Below are 16,236 nucleotides of genomic sequence, written 5' to 3' on the forward strand. Positions count from 1 at the left end.
CAAGGTTCCGAGCCGTCGGGCGTTATTCGAGAAAAAGATCCGCTAGTAGCGGCTTGTCGCCAGGGGCATAGCGATACTTGTCAAAATCCGTCACGCCTTCTGCCCGTAACACGTCCTCGTCAATCAAGGCTTCGCCACTCAGTGCGTTGCCGCGTTGGCTGAGAATGCTGACTGCCGCATCGGCCATGATGTCCGGTTTCCGCCCCTGGGCCATCAGTTGGGCACCGCCGACCTCATGTTCGATGGCCGCCGTGGCAATCAGCGTTTTCGGCCACAAGGCGTTCACCGCAATACCGTAGCGCCGGAACTCCTCGGCCATGCCAATGGTCAGCATGGTCATTGCGTACTTGGTCGAGGTGTAGGGTCCGTACTGGGCAAACCATTTAGGGTGCAGATTCAGCGGTGGCGACAGGCTTAGAATGTGGGCCTGATCTGATTGCTTGAGCCAGGGCAGGGCCGCCTGACTGCAGGCAAAGACTGCTCGGGCGTTAACTTGATGCAACAGGTCGTAGCGCTTGACCTGAAGTTGCTCGACGCCTTGCAGTCGGATGGCACCGGCATTATTGATCAGCATGTCGAGACCGCCAAAATGATTGCCGGCTTCGTCTATCCGGGCCTTCACCTGCGCCTCGTCGCGCACATCCAGCACCAGCGGCAGTGCCTTACCACCGGCTGCCTCAATGTCTTCCGCCACGCTGTGAATGGTGCCCGGTAACTTCGGGTGCGGTGTATCCGATTTGGCCGCAATCACTACATTGGCGCCCTGAGCCGCACAGGCCAACGCAATGGCCCGGCCAATGCCGCGGCTGCCACCGGTAATAAAAACAGTTCTGTCCTTTAACGCGCTCATGTTTCGATCTCCTGTGATGGCGGGTTCTGTGCCACATCGTCTTCAATGGCGAGCTCGACCAACACCTGATGTCGCTTCACCTGATCGCCCTTGGTGGCATGCAGTTGGCTCACCCGTCCATTGCGGTCCGCTTTGATGGGATGTTCCATCTTCATAGCTTCCAGGATCACCAGGGTGTCGCCGTGTTGCACAGGGTCGCCGGCAGCAACCCGTACCTCAATAATGCTCCCATCCATGCTGGCTTGCAGCCGGCCTGAGCCTGTAACACCGCTGGCCACTGCAGGCTGGTGGGTGTGGTCGGTGACACACAGAGACCGTCCAAACGGCTGCAAATATAGGCGATTGGCTTCGCGCTGATATTGGCACACATGACGAACGCCCTTGTCGATAAAGCACAAGTGATGGCCGGTCAGCTCGACGAGGGTGATGGCATGGACGTCATCTCCATGACGAACCTGGATGGATTGGCCGTTACATTGCACCTGTACCTCGAACCCTGCACCGTCGATCGCCAGGCGTAACGGAACCGCCGTTGCCAGGCTGTTGCTCCAGTTGGCGCCGGTGGTTTCACCCTGGTACAGAATAGTGCCCGCCAGGACCAGATCGAGGATGCTGACGTCGGTCGGGCGCATCGACGGGTCGTTGGCAAACCCCTGATCGAGAAAAGCCGTCGTGGCCTCACCGGCCCCAAACACCGGATCGGCAATGATCCGGCTGAGGAAGTAGCGGTTGGTGGTGACGCCAAATATCACGGTGTCGGTCAGGGCCCGCAGCAATCGCCGGCGCGCATCGTCGCGGCACTGGCCAAAAGCGATTACCTTCGCCAGCATCGGGTCGTAAAACGGCGTCACCGTGTCGCCGCTTTGCACCCCGGTGTCGATACGAATGCCTTCGGTCACCGCAGGTTGAAATAGGTGCAGTGGCCCGGTCTGTGGCGTGAAGCCATGGGCCGGATCTTCCGCGTAGAGTCGCACCTCAATGGCGTGACCACGCAGTTGGATCTCGTCCTGGGTCAGCGGCAGCGGCCGTCCCTCAGCTACCGCCAGTTGCCAGGCCACCAAGTCTTGCCCGGTGACCAGTTCGGTGACCGGGTGTTCGACCTGCAACCGGGTATTCATCTCGAGGAAATAGAAGTTCCGGTTTTTGTCGACCAGAAACTCAACGGTGCCGGCGCCTTCGTACTGGCAGGCCAGGGTGGCTTTGACGGCGGCCTCGCCCATGGCCCGGCGCAGGTCGGGGGTGACAAACGGCGAGGGCGACTCCTCCACCACTTTTTGGTGGCGGCGCTGGATTGAACAGTCCCGTTCACCCAGATAAACGGCGTTGCCATGCTGGTCGGCAAACACCTGAATTTCAATATGACGGGGTTCAATGACGGCTTTTTCCAGGATTAACTCACCGTCGCCAAAGGCGTTCCGGGCTTCCGAGCGGGCACGCTGGATTTCTTCCGCGAGGGTCTGGCCACGGTGGACCAACCGCATACCACGACCACCCCCACCGGCCGAGGCCTTGATCATCAGCGGATATCCGATCGAGTCGGCGGCGGCGATTAATTCGTCGTCGCTGGCGTCTGCGTTCTCAAACCCCGGCACCACCGGTACGCCCGCCGCTTTCATGGCTATTTTTGAGCGCCGTTTGCTGCCCATTAATTCGATTGCGTGTTCCGGTGGCCCAACAAAGGTCAGCCCCGCCCGTTTGCAGGCCGCGGCAAAGCGGGCGTTTTCCGACAGAAAACCATAACCTGGGTGAATGGCGTCGGCGCCGGTTTTTTTGGCGGCGTCAATCACCGCTTCCATGTTGAGGTAGGAGGCGGCTACCGGGGCTGGACCAATCGCCACGGCCTCGTCTGCCGCCAGGACATGCAGCGCATCGCGGTCGGCCTCCGAATACACGGCCACCGTTCGGTAGCCGAGCTGGCGTGCAGTGCGAATGATCCGAACCGCAATTTCACCGCGGTTGGCGATCAGGAGTTTGGTGAGCATGTCAGCGGTCCCCTGTGGCGTCGGGCTGATGATTGGCAGCCCAGGAAGGCGGTCGTTTTTGCACGAACGCCAGTGTGCCTTCGACGCCCTCATCGCTGGCTATGGCACCGGCAAACTGCCGGGCGGCGTCATCCAGCAATCCGCCCATGGGTTCATGGCCGACCCTGTGCAGCAACGCTTTGGTGGCCGCAGTGGCCTTGGGCGCGCAGCGCAGGACCTGGCCCAGTGCTGTATCGAGGGCTGTATCAACCTGTTCGTGCGTGTCGCAGAATTGATGCACAAGCCCGAGCCGGCAGGCTTCATTGCCATCAATACGAAGCCCCAGCAGAGCCAGCCGGCGGGTTTGGGTCAGGCCGATACGAGCGACCACAAACGGCGCAATTTGGGCCGGGATGACGCCCAGACTGGTTTCCGGCATGCCGAAGCGTGCGGTTGGACCGGCCAGGGCGAGATCCGATACGCAGACCAGACCAAAACCCCCGCCCATGACAGCGCCTTCAAGGACGGCAATGACAACCTTGGATGATTCGTTGACCTGCTGGATCATCTCGCCGAACGCCCGATTGAGCCGATAGAACGGGTCCGGCTCGCCCGCGTCGGCTTCGGCACGCTGGCTGCGAGCGGACGCCATGTCCTTGATATCGCCACCGGCGCAGAAATGCCCCCCGGCCCCTCGCAGCACCACCGCCCGGATGGCGGGGTCGTGTTCGATTTGCTGAAACACCGCGGCCAACTCGGCCACCATGGCCAGGCTCATGGCATTGCGGGCGTCGGGGCGGTTGAGGGTGACGTGCAGGGCAGGGCCGTGCTGGTCCAGAGCCAGAGTGTCGCAATGGGGAAAGTGGGTCATGTCCGCCTCCGGTTCAGTCTTTGCGCTTGCCGGGCAGTGTGCCCATCAGCTTGCATATGATGCCGAGCATGATTTCGTCGGCGCCGCCGCCAATGGAGACCAGGCGTACATCGCGGAAGGCACGGGACAGCGGGTTTTCCCACATGTAGCCCATGCCGCCCCAATACTGCAGGCAGCTGTCGGTTACCTCTCGGCCGAGCCGGCCAGCCTTGAGTTTGGCCATGGACGCCAGCTTGGTGACATCCTTACCCTGGATGTGCAGCTCACAGGCCTGATAGGTGAGTGCCCGCAGGGCTTCCACTTCGGTTTGCAATTCTGCCATCCGGAAGTGAATCACTTGATTGTCGATCAGCGGCGTGCCGAAGGTTTTGCGCTCGCGGCAGTATTCAATGGTCTTCTCAATACACATTTCCAGCGCTTTGATCACGTTGGCCGCACCCCACATACGCTCTTCCTGGAATTGCACCATCTGCATCATGAAGCCGGTGCCTTCGGCGCCAATCCGGTAACGTTGGGGGACACACACGTCGTCAAAGAATATCTGCGCGGTTTCGGAGGAGCGCATGCCGAGTTTGTTCAGATGCTTGGAAAAGGTGATGCCCGGTGAATTCATTGGCACCACAATCAGGGATTTGTTGGCGTGGGGCTTGCCTTCGGACGTGTTGGCCAGCAAACAGATGAAATCGGCTTTCGGTGAGTTGGTTATCCACATCTTGGAGCCGTTGATGATGTAGTCGTCACCGTCCTTGCGGGCGCTGGTGGTCAGGCCCGCGACGTCCGAGCCGGCCCCCACTTCACTGACCCCGATACAACCGACCTTGTCGCCATGGATGGCCGGGGCCAGGAATTCGCGTTTGAGCTCGTCAGAGCCAAAGCGGGCGATCGCCGGTGTGCACATATCGGTTTGCACGCCCACGGCCAGCGGCACCCCGCCACAATGGGCGGTGCCCAGTTCCTCGGCGGCCACCAGGTTGTAGCTGTAATCCAGCCCCATGCCGCCGTATTCTTCCGGTTTCTGAATACCCAGGACGCCGAGATTGCCCAACTTTTTAAAGATTTCGTGAATGGGGAATTCACCCGCTTCCTCCCACTCGTCACAGTGGGGATTGATTTCCTTCTCGACGAAATCGCGAACGGTCTTTCTCAGGGCTTCGTGTTCTTCGGTGAAGATCATGATCATGTTCTCGCTGTTATTGGCATTGTGTGCGTTGGTAAATGGTCGGATCGCCAGACGCTGCGGTATCCGGACCTAAAGTCATCCGGTTAAAACCGTGCGACGCCAAAGGTGTTGGGTCTCAACACCCGGGCCTCGGCCTCTCGGCAGACCGACAGCACCAGCGCCAATACCTTGCGGGTATCTCTCGGGTCGATCAGTCCGTCATCCCATAACCGGGCGGTCCCGAACAGCGCGGTGGAGCCATCCTCCAGTTTTTTTGCGGTTGCCTGTTCGAGAAAATCCAGCGTGTTGGGATCGGGCTCTATGCCACTTCGGCGTTGTTTGTCTTCGGCCACGATGCGCATCACCTTGCCGGCCTGGGCCGGGCCCATCACGGCCGTCCTACTATTGGGCCAGGCAAAAATGAACCGTGGGTCCAGACCGCGACCGCACATGGCGTAGTTACCGGCTCCGTAAGAGCCGCCAATAACCACGGCGATTTTGGGCACCCGGCAGTTGGCCACGGCCTGAATCATCTTGGAACCGTGCTTGATGATGCCGTTCTGCTCGGAGTGGGTGCCCACCATGAACCCGGTGGTATTGTGGAGAAAAAGCAGCGGCGTTCCCGCCTGATCGCAGAGCTGGATAAATTGCGCCGCCTTGGTGGCGCCTGCGGTGGTGATCGGGCCATTGTTGCCTATGATGCCCACCGAATGGCCTTCAATGCGGATGGTGCCGCACACGGTTTGATCGTCGTAACCCGGTTTAAAGTCCATAAACCCGGAACCATCGGCGATACGAGCGAGAATCTCCCGCACGTCGTAGGGTTTCTTGGGGTCGGAAGGAATCACCCCCAGTAGCTCGCCGGCATCGTACAGAGGCTCTTGCCAGTGGGGTTCCCGCAACGGCGGACGGTGTTCGTTCCAGGGCAAGGCTTCAAGAATGTTGCGGGCATGACGCAGCCCGTCGGCATCGTCCTCGGCGAGGTATTCCGCGGTGCCGGCAAGCTCCGCGTGCATTTGTGCACCGCCGAGTTCTTCGGCGGTGGCGACTTCGCCGGTGGCGGCTTTCAGTAACGGCGGGCCCGCCAGAAACAGCTTGGCCTGCTCGCGCACCAATACCACGTAATCCGACAGTCCGGGTTGATAGGCTCCGCCCGCCGTGGCATTCCCATGCACCACCGTGACCTGTGGGATGCCGGCCGCCGACAATCTGGCCTGGTTGGCAAACCCGCGGGCGCCGAGAACGAAAATATCGGTGGCGTAGTTCAGGTTGGCGCCGCCACTTTCGGACAGCGACACCACCGGCAGCTTGTTTTCGAGGGCAATCTGTTGCAGACGCAGGGTTTTGTCCAGGCCCGCCGGAGTAATGGTGCCACCCTTGATGGCGCTATTGCTGGCCACCACCAGACAGCGAATGCCGCTGACCACACCGATGCCGGCAATAATGCCGCCGCCGGCCATGCTGCCGTCCTTGTCATCGTGCATTTTATAGCCCGCCAAAGAACACAGCTCCAGAAACGGCGTGCCACGGTCCAGTAACCGGTTCAGGCGCTCCCGGGGCAGCAGTTTGCCCTTCGTGGTGAACTTGTCGCGGGCGGTCTCGGCGAGGTCCAGGACTTTCTGCTCGACCTCGCGGAAGGTGTCGAGATGGTGTTGCATGGCCTCGGTGTTGGCACGGAATTCGTCCGACAGGGGGCTGAGGGTGGTTTCAAGAGTCTGCATCGTCGTTAGCCTTCTCCGTCGCCGAGTACTTTCGGATGGGTACTGCGATGGAAGCCATTAAAGGGCGTGGTGTTTTTGGCGGCAGGCAGCGGCCAGACGCGGCCACCCTGGGAGGCACCGCCGTCAATTCGAAGGGTATCGCCGCTGATAAAAGCAGCCCCGGGGCTGAGCAGGAAACAGATGGCGGCGCTGACCTCGGCCTCCGTGCCCATGCGCTTGATGGGAACTGCATCCGCCAGACCACGAATCCATTGCTTCATGGACTCCGGGTAGCTGTCCATGCCGCTGGACGCAATCCAGCCAGGCGCCACTGCATTGACACGAACACCCGACGCACCCCATTCCACCGCGGCGGTCTGGGTGAAATTCACCATGCCCGCCCGGGCAGCCCCGGAATGCCCCATGCCGGGCATGCCGCCCCACATGTCCGCAACGATATTGACGATGGCACCGCCGGTTTTCGACAACGCCTGATTGTAGGCTTCGCGGGCCATCAGGAAACCACCGGTCAGATTGGTTCGCACCACCGTCTCCCAGCCTTTTTGATTGATCGACGCGAGCGGGCCTGGAAATTGTCCCCCAGCGTTGTTGACTAACCCGTTGAGTCCTCCATGCTCGGCGATGATGGCTTTGACGGTGGCTTTTACCGAGTCTTCCTCACGGATGTCGCAAGGGTGTGCGGACGCCTGGCCGCCGTCTTCCAGGATTTCGGCTTTGACGGTCTCCAGTTTTTCAGCCTTGCGGCCAACCAGGGCGACGATGGCGCCAAGGGCTGCGAGCTCATGGGCGTTGCATCGCCCAATACCAGAGCCACCGCCGGTGACAATAATGACGTGGCCGGCAAACAGGCCGGGGCGGAGAATTGACTGATAGCTCATGACGGGTTTCCTGTGTTCAAGATTGCTCGGGCAATGGGCACGGGCATTTCAAGTAATTGTTGGGCAAAGGCCTTGCCCTGGGGGTCGATGCGCAAGCTCGCGACACCTCCGCCACCCAAGCTGTGCTCGAGCAGGAAGTTGAGGGCGCTGAGACCGGGCAGGGGCCAGCGGGTGACGCGGCCGGTCTCGGGGTTCAGGGTGTGTCGCATCCAATCGGCCACCGCGGCTTCTGTCAGCGCCGCGTCAATAAACGGCAGATACTCGGTCCGGCGGGCAATGACGCCAATGTTGCTGTGGTCTCCTTTGTCGCCGCTGCGAGCCCAGGCCAGGTCGATGAGCGGCACGGTGGTATCGGTCGCGGGTGCGGATTCCCGAGGCGGTTCCGGCGCCTGGGGCGCGGGCTCGAAATCACTGCGGATATCCACCGGCACAGGCCGCTGCTGGCCCTGTAAGTCAAAGGCCACCGACACCTCGGTCTTGGCAACCAGACACGAATAGAGTCGGATTTTAGGCCACACGGTCGGTCGGCCACCGACAATACCGGTGATGCCCGGTGCCATGCCGGTGGCGGCCTGGGCGATTTCCCGGGAGAACAGCACCAGGGCCTTTTTGTTTGGATGGGCAACACTGATTTTGACCACCACTTCCCGGCAGCCATCGGCGTTGCCGTGCGGGCCATAGGTAGCCTCAGTGCCCAGTAATTCGACACTGGTTTCGGAATAGGGACCGAAGCCACGGTCTGCAAACAGCGCCGATGTTTTTTGGAGTATCGCCTCCGCCACCCGGTCCGCTTTGGCCTTGGCGTTGATACCGGCCATTAAGAAAGTGACCGTGCATTTGTAGCCGTCGGGCCAGGTGCCGGACACTTTGTAGGTGTTGGTGGGCGCCTGACCGAGGCAACCGGCAACCGCCACCCGGTCCGGTCCGGCTTCGGTCAGGGTGACACCGGTAAAGTCGCAGGTCACATCCGGCAGCAGGTAGGCGCGGGGATCGCCGATTTCATACACCAGTTGCTCGGCGACCGTGCCCCGGGTGACTTGGCCGCCAGTGCCCGCCGGTTTGGTAATAAAGAAATCACCACTGGCCTCGACTTCCACAATGGGGAAACCCATGTCGGCATAGCCGTCGGCTACCTGCTCCCAATCGGTGAAATTGCCGCCAGTGGCCTGGGCGCCGCATTCAACCAGATGACCCGCCAGGCTGCCTTGGGCCAGCTTGTTGTAGTCGTCCCAGCGCCAGCCAAACTCGTACACCAAGGGCGCCAGCACCAGTGCACTGTCCGCCACCCGGCCGGTGATGACAACGTCGGCACCCTGTTCCAGTGCCGCCACCAGACCGGGTGCGCCGAGATAGGCGTTGAGGCTGACCATCATCGGGGGCATGGCAGCGCCGGAATCGATCTCGGTGACGCCGGCTTTGGCCAGCTGGTTTTTCCGGGGTAACAGGTCGTCACCCAACACCAGGGCAATCTTCAGGTCCACACCGGCCTCGTCGCATAGTGTCTGAAGCGCATCGCGGCACGCCACCGGGTTTACGCCACCGGCATTGCTCAACACTTTGATGCCCTGCTGTTTGATGTCGCCCAATAGAGGGCCCATGACGGTTTCAACAAAATCCCGGGCGTACCCTGCCTTGGGGTCTTTCATCTTCTGGCCGGCCATGATCGACATGGTGATTTCGGCCAGATAATCCGAGACTAAATAATTCAGGTTGCCCTTTTGCACCAGCTGTCGGGCCGCCGTCTCGGTGTCTCCCCAGAAGGCGGCAGAGCAGCCAATGCGAACCGGTTGCAGAGGGGAATTAGAGTCGGACATGCCGGTGGGCCTCGCTGTGAGTGGTTCCTGGACGCCCGTTACGAGGGCATTCTCTCAATACAATGACGATACCAAGCAAGCGCTTGGTTTGTAAATAGCAGGGTTCGAGATAGAATAGGGACGACTGTTTTTGTTGATCAATCCCACCGTCTGAGCAGGATAACGCTGCGTGAATTTAACTGTGAATCAAAACGTCATTCTTGAATCCCTGGTTGCTGACAATCTGGTGTCAGACCCCTCCAGCGCCCGCGGCCGTTTGCTCAAGGAAGCCGCCCGCCTGTTTCGGGACAAAGGGTATGAACGCACGACCGTCAGGGATCTGGCGGCGGCCGTTGGCATTCAGTCCGGCAGCCTGTTTCACCATTTCCGCACCAAGGAAGAAATTCTCAAGGCGGTCATGGTGGAGACCATTCAGTTGAACACGGCGGTGATGCAAGGCGCGATGGACCAGGCGGAAACGGATCGCGACAAGCTGCATGCGCTGATTCTGTCAGAGCTCGAATCCATCAACGGCCAAACCGGCGAGGCCATGGCCGTGCTGGTGTACGAGTGGCGCAGCCTGTCAAAAGAGGGGCAGGAGGAGGTGTTGGCGCTGCGGGATATTTACGAGCAGCTTTGGTTGGATGTGCTGACGTCCCTGGCCGCACAGGGGGTTATTCGAGCCGATCCATTCGTTACCCGCCGGATGTTGACAGGGGCCTTGAGCTGGACGGTCACCTGGTATCGGGTCGACGGTGGCATGACGCTGAGCGATCTGACCGGCCAGGTGATTGCCATGCTGGGGCTGGACCAGAAGCCGTCGTAACCGGTCGCCCCCAGTGAGCCCACTGGGTCTGGGTTGGCGGTCGGTCTAAAGAGATTCAACACCGGTGTGCCTCGCGACATTGCACCCCAGGCGAAGCGCGCTGCCCAATGCCTGGATAATGAGAAGTGGGGCGGGTTGCCCGATGCAATACGGGCGATGGTTTGGCTGCTCATTCCCGATTCCCGTCCGGACCCGTCACCGGACCCCTGGGTAATGCCGGAGCACAGCTCCGAACTGGGTGTGGCCTCTGGCATTCGAGCGTCCATGGCGCTTGAAGCCGTGGCTGCCGAAACCTTTGGTCGTGAGGATGTGCTGGCGGACGTGAGTGCCCGCTTTGCCGCATCCGAAGAGACCATCGAGGTATGGGAAACCTATCGGCTGGTGGACGCGGTTGCCCATAACGTAATCCAGTTTTCGTCCGACAAATATTGGTCAGCCCAGTATGGCCACCGGGCGCCATTGAATCGGTTTGGTGCATTGAATGATGAGTCTGAAGTAGATGCGAGCGACGTCATGGATCTTGACGGCTTGCTGTGATTGGATTGTGTGCCGGTTGGCGTTTGAGTTGGGGGATCTGAGCCCGCCCTTGGCCCTCAACCACTTGCTGACGCGTCAGGTCGTAGGCGAGACAGAAGTGCTGGCAGCCGAACGCACGGGGTCTTTCTGGCATTGTTATGAACGGCTGTTGTTACCCCTGGTGGTGATGGGCACAACCTTGCTGGTGGTTGCCTATGTACCGATGCTTTTCTACATTTTGTAGAATTTTCAGCGGGCAACACCACCCAGAAAGCCGCCGCATTGGGCGGCTTTTTGCATCTGCGCGAGCGGCTAAAACGTAACGCCTTAACGACAATCATTCAATATAGCGCTGATTCAGGTAAGCTCAGGCATACTGAAAAGTAGCTTAAACGGGGCGATGTGGTCATGCAGAACATAGTACGGTCATGGGGTGTAGCAGCACTTTTTTCGGGTGCCCTGGTCGGTTGTGGTGGCGGTGGCGGGTCGGGTGCTGCTGACGTGGCGGATGATCTCAGCGGTACGATCACCATTGAAAGCCGAACCCGGGTGGACTCTGATACCGCTGACGATGCCCGCCTGGGACTGGCGATCGGAAACAGCCCCAACGATGAGCGCCCGGGCAGTGCGTCGCAGGGGCTGCCCGGGACCGGAATTTTTGGTGGTTATGTCAGTGCGATTTCAGGTACCTATCCAGCATCGGGTTATCCGTTTGTAGCCGATTCGGAGGATTTGGTCAGCACACGATTGTCACCAGGGGACCGCGTCGCCCTGCAAGTCTTTGACGCGGACCCGAGTTTTGCGTCACCCAATATCCGCTTTTCGATCAATACAGGCTCCGCGGAACTGTGCGACAGCACATGCCAGAACGATCCCTCCTATTTATACGTCCATGAGTCGAGTTCGCCCGTGGATGTCACCATTGCCATTGGCGCGGAGTCCGGCGGCCCGGCGCGCTATGTGCTGACGGTGACCGCGGAAGGCTCGACGGCCAGCACCAATCTCGCCTACGGACAAGCTGACTTTCTGGTGGACGAAGCCGTGGTGATTGCCGGTACGTCCCTGGCGGGGCCGTCTGCCAGTGCCACCGGCATGGCCTCGGCCTTGTCGGCCAGCAATGCCCGGGCGCTGGGCAACGGCAGCTGGCACCTGCGCAGAACGCCGCCGTTGTTGGCCCGGCGTTATTCGGTCGCCGAGCGCAACGCCGCCATGCAACAGACCTTGGCGTGGATTCGAACCCTGCAGGAGCGAGCCGATGTGGTGTCGGCCGGACCCAATTACCTTTACGAAGCGCAGGCCATCGACCCGAGCAACGACCCGCTCTATAGCCTGCAATGGCATTACCCACTGATCAATTTACCGCTGGCGTGGCAACTGGCGCCCAATGGCGGGCAGGGAGTCGGCGTCGCGGTGCTCGATACTGGGTTGTTCAGTGCCTCACCCGGAACCTATGGCAACTGGCACCCGGATCTCGACGCCAATGTGGTGGCTCTGGATTCGGGACGCACACTGGATTTCGTCACCGGGGCGCTCGACATCGACAGCGAGGATGTTGGCGCTCGAGACGGCAATCCGGCCGACCCTGGTGATGGCCAGCAGCAGAGCAGCAGTTTCCATGGTACCCATGTGGCCGGCATTGTCAGCGGCGTCGATAACACGACGGGCATCGTGGGTGTGGCGCCTCAATCGACGTTGTATCCCGTGCGGGTGCTGGGCAAGGGTGGCGTGGGCTCCTCCAGCGATCTGATCGCTGGGTTGAACTGGGCGGCCTCTGACCCAGGTATCCATGCGATTAACCTGAGCCTCGGGGGGTTAGGGCCGGACCCCGTGCTAAAGAACGCCATCGACACCGCATTCGGCAACGGCAAACTGGTGGTGGCCGCGGCCGGTAATCAGGGCTCCAGTAACCTGACGTACCCGGCGGCGTTCGAGAACGTGATTGGCGTGGGTGCAGTGGACGCCGGCCGGCGACGGGCGTCCTACTCCAATTTTGGCGGCTCGGTGGATGTGGTCGCGCCCGGGGGCGATGCCAGCCGCGATGCCAATAACGATGGCAATGCGGACGTGGTGATCAGTGCCTGGGGCGAAGACGCCGATAATACCTTTGTGCCGCGCTACACCGGTTTGCAGGGTACCTCGATGGCAGCCCCCCATGTGGCGGGCGTCTATGCGCTGATGAAAGACGCGGCCCAGAGTACCGGCGAGCCCATGACACCGGGCCGGTTTCAATCGCTACTGCGGGCTGGCGAGTTAACGGACAATGTCGGCAATGTGACGGAGTACGGCAACGGCTTGATCAACGCGGTCAAATCGGTCAATGCGGCGCTCAACGGAGCCTCGGTCACCCTGTTGTCCTCGGAGCCTTCGGCGCTGCAGTTCTCGGACTCGGCGTTTTCCCAGTCCTTTGTACTGGAGGTGTTTCCCGCGGACGGTTCGGTCTTGATCAGTGGCGTCACCTCGCCAAGCTGGCTGTCGGTTGCGCCGGAACCGTCCGGTGCGCCCACGGCGCAAACCATCACCGCAACCCTGGACACAACCGGGCTGGCGGCGGACGCTGAACTGCGTGACGTTATCAGCGTTGCCTATCAGGCAGACGGGGCGGACAAAATCCTCGATATCCCGGTTCGCTTGCAGCTTGGTAACGAGTCGGGTAACCGCGATGCCGGGCGCCACTATGTGCTGTTGCTGAATTCGGAAGACCCGGATGCACAGGCCATGCAGCAGGTGGTTGAAGCAACCGATGGGCGCTACCGCTTTGCCTTCCCCGAGGTTGCCGCCGGTCGGTATTTCCTGGTGGCCGGGTCGGATACCGACAACAACGGCTTTATCTGCGAGACTGGGGAGGCTTGTGCGGAATATCCGGTGAATGGTTTGCCTGAATTGATTTCCCTTGGTGAGCAGTCAGTCACTGGTGTAACCATTAGCACGAGCTTCCGCCGGCCCACCATCACGGCGATGGGCCTGCCAAGGATTGGGTTTGAAGGCTACCCGGTTAACACCAAATTTTCCGATACCAACGACGGTGATCGTCAGAAAGAGGTTTCTAAATGAGTTTGTTTTACCGCACCCTGCTGCCTTCAATGGCTGCTGTGATACTGCTTGCCGGGTGTGCCGGAAGTCCCAAAGAGACCGATCAAGGCGCGCCTTTAGCGCGGCAGCTGACGGCATCCGATCATTGCGGCCTGACCAGGCCAGGGCTGGTCTATCTGGACAGTCTCAAAGCCCAGCAAGCCTACAGCTCGTTAAACGGCCAGATGTTCAGCTTTGCCGCGGCGGACAATCTTGATTTCAGTCGCGAGCACTTATTGGTGGTGGCGTTGGGCAATAAGCCCACGGGTGGCTATGGCTTGACGTTGGAATCGGCGTCGTACCAAGACGAGTCCCTGGTGATAACCGCCAAACTCCGGCAGCCGCCCGCGGGCGCTGCCGTTACCCAGGTGCTGACAACGCCGTGCGTGGTGCTGGCCATTGCCGCCGAAGGCTGGGGAAACATCAAAGTTCAGGGCCATGGCCTCACGACCATGACCCGCGCGCGCTAGAGGGTGTGTTCCGGGGAACGTGGCCGCCACGCACAAAACAACCGTTGATCTTTGTCTCCGAATCCCTAAGCTATGGGCCTGTTCTTAAGACAACCGCCCGGGAGTGCCCGTACGCCTATGAGCCAGAAACTATACAACGCTGATGCCATTGAAGTCCTGACGGGCCTCGATCCGGTGCGTAAGCGCCCTGGTATGTATACCGACACCAGTCGCCCCAACCACTTGGCCCAGGAAGTGATTGATAACAGTGTCGATGAGGCTCTGGCCGGCCATGCCCGGCGCATTGACGTCGTGGTCTACGGTGATGGCTCACTCAGCGTGGAAGATGACGGCCGCGGTATGCCGGTGGATATGCATAAAGAAGAGGGCGTACCGGGGGTAGAACTGATACTGACCCGGCTGCATGCGGGCGGCAAATTTTCGGAGGGCAATTACAGCTATTCCGGTGGTCTTCACGGTGTGGGCGTGTCCGTGGTCAATGCCTTGTCGTCGCATCTGGAAGTCACCATCAAGCGTGATGGTCAACTGCATCGCATGACATTCGCCAACGGCGACAAAGCCAGTGAGCTGGAAGTCATCGATACGGTGGGTAAGCGCAACACCGGCACTCGCATCAAATTTATGCCTGATTCCGGGTATTTTGACAGCGCCAAATTCTCGATCAGTCGACTGCGTCATAATCTGCGTGCCAAGGCCGTGCTGTGCCCGGGTTTGACCGTGACCTTTACCCAGGAACAGACCGGTGAGCGCGATGAATGGTGTTATGAGGGCGGTTTGAGGGATTACCTCAAAACCGCTTTGGCGGATATCGAAGTCATACCATTGGAGCCGTTCACGGGAGAGTTTTCAGGCAATAAAGAAGAAGTGCATTGGGCCATACAGTGGCTTCCCGAAGGCGGCGAAGCCATCATGGAAAGTTATGTGAACCTGATTCCAACCGCACAGGGCGGCACCCACACCAATGGCTTGCGTACGGGCCTGCTGGAAGCCATGCGGGAATTTTGTGAGTTCCGCAGCCTGTTGCCACGGGGTGTGAAGCTGTCACCGGAAGACATCTGGGAGCGCTGCAGCTATGTGTTGTCGTTCAAGATGCAGGACCCGCAATTTTCTGGCCAAACCAAGGAGCGCCTGTCGTCCCGTGAGGCCGCCGCGTTTGTTTCCGGTGTGGTGAAGGATTCCTTTAGCCTGTGGCTGAATCAGCACACCGCTGTCGCGGAAGCGCTGGCGGAATTCATTATCAGCAACGCCCAGCGCCGTCTGCGAGCCAGCAAAAAAGTGGCGCGCAAAAAAATCACGTCCGGCCCCGCCCTGCCGGGAAAACTGGCGGATTGTTCCGGTGCCGATACCTCACGTTCGGAGTTGTTTCTGGTCGAAGGTGATTCCGCCGGCGGGTCAGCAAAACAGGCCCGTGACCGGGAATTCCAGGCCGTTATGCCTTTGCGGGGTAAAATTCTGAATACCTGGGAAGTGGATTCGGGTGAAATCCTCGCGTCCCAGGAAGTCCACGATATTGCCGTGGCCATTGGCGTTGACCCGGCCTCTGATGCCTTCGATGGCCTGCGGTACAACAAAATTTGTATTCTCGCCGACGCGGATTCGGATGGATTGCACATTGCCACCTTGCTGTGCGCCCTGTTCGTAAAACATTTCCGGCCCCTGGTTCAGGCCGGTCATGTGTTTGTGGCCATGCCCCCGCTGTATCGGGTCGATCTGGGTAAGGAAACCTTTTACGCCCTTGATGAACATGAAAAACAGGGCATTCTTGACCGCATCGCGGCAGAAAACAAAAAAGGCAAGCTGTCGGTGACCCGGTTCAAAGGCCTGGGTGAAATGAACCCGCTTCAACTCAGGGAAACCACCATGGCACCGGACACGCGCCGACTGGTGATGCTGACCCTGGAAGACGGTGACGACACCGATGAGTGCATGGACATGTTGCTGGGCAAGAAGCGGGCACCGGACCGCCGGGCCTGGCTGGAAGCCTACGGCAATATGGCGGACGTGGCTGGCTGATGCGGACCCGGTGAGCGCTGTCTGCAGGCACGGCAGCGCAAGTGGCCGTCTCCCTGTGGGGACGGCTTTCGCCGCGGAATGTTCGTGCAGACGCTGAAGGTCCCTCAGT

Annotated in this window: 12 protein-coding genes and 1 pseudogene; 6 read left to right on the forward strand and 7 right to left on the reverse strand. The window is 60.2% G+C overall.

Features of this window, described 5'->3' with window-relative positions; all coding sequences use genetic code 11:
* Window positions 1-22 precede the first annotated feature (22 nt).
* From GRX64_RS04715 to GRX64_RS04745, 7 genes are all read right to left on the reverse strand, one after another.
* On the reverse strand, window positions 23-850 hold the full coding sequence (locus tag GRX64_RS04715; RefSeq protein ID WP_166264165.1) for an SDR family oxidoreductase: 828 nt from the start codon (window positions 848-850) through the stop codon (window positions 23-25).
* Window positions 847-2,832 (reverse strand): acetyl-CoA carboxylase biotin carboxylase subunit, encoded by a 1,986-nt coding sequence (locus tag GRX64_RS04720; protein WP_166264167.1) that lies wholly within the window; start codon window positions 2,830-2,832, stop codon window positions 847-849. The genes GRX64_RS04715 and GRX64_RS04720 overlap by 4 nt, the downstream gene beginning before the upstream one ends.
* A 1-nt stretch (window position 2,833) precedes the next feature.
* On the reverse strand, window positions 2,834-3,682 hold the full coding sequence (locus GRX64_RS04725) for an enoyl-CoA hydratase/isomerase family protein (protein WP_166264169.1): 849 nt from the start codon (window positions 3,680-3,682) through the stop codon (window positions 2,834-2,836).
* A 13-nt stretch (window positions 3,683-3,695) separates the two neighbouring features.
* Complete coding sequence (locus GRX64_RS04730) at window positions 3,696-4,856, reverse strand: acyl-CoA dehydrogenase family protein (RefSeq protein ID WP_166264402.1); 1,161 nt, start codon at window positions 4,854-4,856, stop codon at window positions 3,696-3,698.
* Window positions 4,857-4,945: 89 nt separating this feature from the next.
* On the reverse strand, window positions 4,946-6,562 hold the full coding sequence (locus GRX64_RS04735) for an acyl-CoA carboxylase subunit beta (RefSeq protein WP_166264171.1): 1,617 nt from the start codon (window positions 6,560-6,562) through the stop codon (window positions 4,946-4,948).
* A gap of 5 nt (window positions 6,563-6,567) precedes the next feature.
* Window positions 6,568-7,440 carry an SDR family oxidoreductase gene (locus GRX64_RS04740; RefSeq protein ID WP_166264173.1) on the reverse strand — a complete coding sequence of 291 codons (873 nt, stop codon included), beginning with the start codon at window positions 7,438-7,440 and terminating at the stop codon, window positions 6,568-6,570.
* Window positions 7,437-9,254, reverse strand: a complete 1,818-nt coding sequence (locus tag GRX64_RS04745) for an acyclic terpene utilization AtuA family protein (protein WP_166264175.1) — start codon at window positions 9,252-9,254, stop codon at window positions 7,437-7,439. Before GRX64_RS04745 ends, GRX64_RS04740 begins: the two co-directional genes overlap by 4 nt.
* Window positions 9,255-9,423: 169 nt before the next feature.
* On the opposite strand from GRX64_RS04745, the gene GRX64_RS04750 reads away from it, so the two are divergent.
* The 6 genes and pseudogenes from GRX64_RS04750 (at window position 9,424) to parE (ending at window position 16,127) form a co-directional block, all read left to right on the forward strand.
* On the forward strand, window positions 9,424-10,059 hold the full coding sequence (locus GRX64_RS04750; RefSeq protein ID WP_427901643.1) for a TetR/AcrR family transcriptional regulator: 636 nt from the start codon (window positions 9,424-9,426) through the stop codon (window positions 10,057-10,059).
* Between the two features lie 66 nt (window positions 10,060-10,125).
* The gene (locus GRX64_RS04755) at window positions 10,126-10,596 is read left to right on the forward strand and encodes a hypothetical protein (protein ID WP_166264177.1); all 471 of its coding nucleotides are present in this window, start codon (window positions 10,126-10,128) and stop codon (window positions 10,594-10,596) included.
* Between the two features lies 1 nt (window position 10,597).
* Window positions 10,598-10,819: pseudogene (locus GRX64_RS04760) on the forward strand (TRAP transporter large permease subunit); the annotation flags it as partial.
* Between the two features lie 164 nt (window positions 10,820-10,983).
* A complete protein-coding gene (locus GRX64_RS04765) occupies window positions 10,984-13,626 on the forward strand; it encodes a S8 family serine peptidase (RefSeq protein ID WP_166264179.1) in 2,643 nt (880 codons plus the stop codon).
* Entirely contained in the window at window positions 13,623-14,114 is a 492-nt protein-coding gene (locus tag GRX64_RS04770) for a protease complex subunit PrcB family protein (protein WP_166264181.1), read from the forward strand. Before GRX64_RS04765 ends, GRX64_RS04770 begins: the two co-directional genes overlap by 4 nt.
* Window positions 14,115-14,231: 117 nt before the next feature.
* Window positions 14,232-16,127, forward strand: coding sequence for a DNA topoisomerase IV subunit B (gene parE, locus GRX64_RS04775; RefSeq protein ID WP_166264183.1), 1,896 nt, complete (start codon window positions 14,232-14,234; stop codon window positions 16,125-16,127).
* Window positions 16,128-16,236 lie beyond the last annotated feature (109 nt).

It is taken from the genome of Marinobacter caseinilyticus (assembly GCF_011074955.1).
Classification (GTDB): Bacteria; Pseudomonadota; Gammaproteobacteria; order Pseudomonadales; family Oleiphilaceae; genus Marinobacter; species Marinobacter caseinilyticus.